The following is a 1,407-nucleotide window of genomic DNA, read 5'->3' on the forward strand; positions in this document are numbered from 1 at the left end:
GTAGGGAAGTCCGTGATGTCACGCTGCCGAGAAAAGCTTCTAGTTAGTGTTTACCTGCCCGTACCGCAAACCGACACAGGTAGTCGAGGAGAGCATCCTAAGGTGAGCGAGTGAACTCTCGTTAAGGAACTCGGCAAAATGACCCCGTAACTTCGGGAGAAGGGGTGCTCAGCGCAAGCTGAGCCGCAGTGAATAGGCCCAGGCGACTGTTTATCAAAAACACAGGTTTCTGCAAAATCGTAAGATGACGTATAGGGGCTGACACCTGCCCGGTGCTGGAAGGTTAAAAGGAGTACTTAGTTTCGACGAAGGTACGAATTGAAGCCCCAGTAAACGGCGGCCGTAACTATAACGGTCCTAAGGTAGCGAAATTCCTTGTCGGGTAAGTTCCGACCCGCACGAAAGGTGTAACGATCTGGGCGCTGTCTCAACGAGAGACTCGGTGAAATTTAAAGACCCGTGAAGATGCGGGTTACCCGCGACAGGACGGAAAGACCCCATGGAGCTTTACTGTAGCTTGATATTGAGTGTTTGTGCAGCTTGTACAGCATAGGTAGGAGCCGTAGAAATCGGGACGCTAGTTTCGATGGAGGCAAACGTGGGATACTACCCTCGTTGTATGAACACTCTAACTCACACCACTTAGCGTGGTGGAAGACAGTGTCTGGCAGGCAGTTTGACTGGGGCGGTCGCCTCCCAAAAAGTAACGGAGGCGCCCAAAGGTTCCCTCAGAATGGTTGGAAATCATTCGCAGAGTGTAAAGGCACAAGGGAGCTTGACTGTGAGACTTACCAGTCGAGCAGGTACGAAAGTAGGGCTTAGTGATCCGGTGGTTCCGCATGGAAGGGCCATCGCTCAACGGACAAAAGCTACCCTGGGGATAACAGGCTTATCTCCCCCAAGAGTCCACATCGACGGGGAGGTTTGGCACCTCGATGTCGGCTCATCGCATCCTGGGGCTGTAGTCGGTCCCAAGGGTTGGGCTGTTCGCCCATTAAAGCGGTACGCGAGCTGGGTTCAGAACGTCGTGAGACAGTTCGGTCCCTATCCGTCGCGGGCGTAGGAAATTTGAGAGGAGCTGCCCTTAGTACGAGAGGACCGGGGTGGACGTACCACTGGTGTATCAGTTGTTCCGCCAGGAGCATCGCTGAGTAGCTATGTACGGATGAGATAAACGCTGAAAGCATCTAAGTGTGAAACTCGCCTCGAGATGAGATTTCCCATTCAGAAATGAAGTAAGACCCCTCAGAGATGATGAGGTAGATAGGCTAGAAGTGGACGTGTGGTGACACATGGAGCGGACTAGTACTAATGGTTCGAGGACTTAACCAAGTAGCAAGTGGTGTAAGGCAATAAAAAGTAGCAATTATGATTCAGTTTTGAGGGAACTAAGTTCACTCAATAAAA

Annotated in this window: 1 rRNA gene (running past one end of the window); it reads left to right on the plus strand. The window is 51.5% G+C overall.

Annotation, left to right across the window (positions count from 1 at the left end):
- Positions 1-1,332: ribosomal RNA gene (locus NGR58_RS09875) — 23S ribosomal RNA — on the plus strand; it begins 1,648 nt to the left of the window's first position.
- Positions 1,333-1,407 lie beyond the last annotated feature (75 nt).

Source organism: Weissella fangxianensis (genome assembly GCF_024718545.1).
GTDB classification, from domain to species: Bacteria; Bacillota; Bacilli; order Lactobacillales; family Lactobacillaceae; genus Weissella; species Weissella fangxianensis.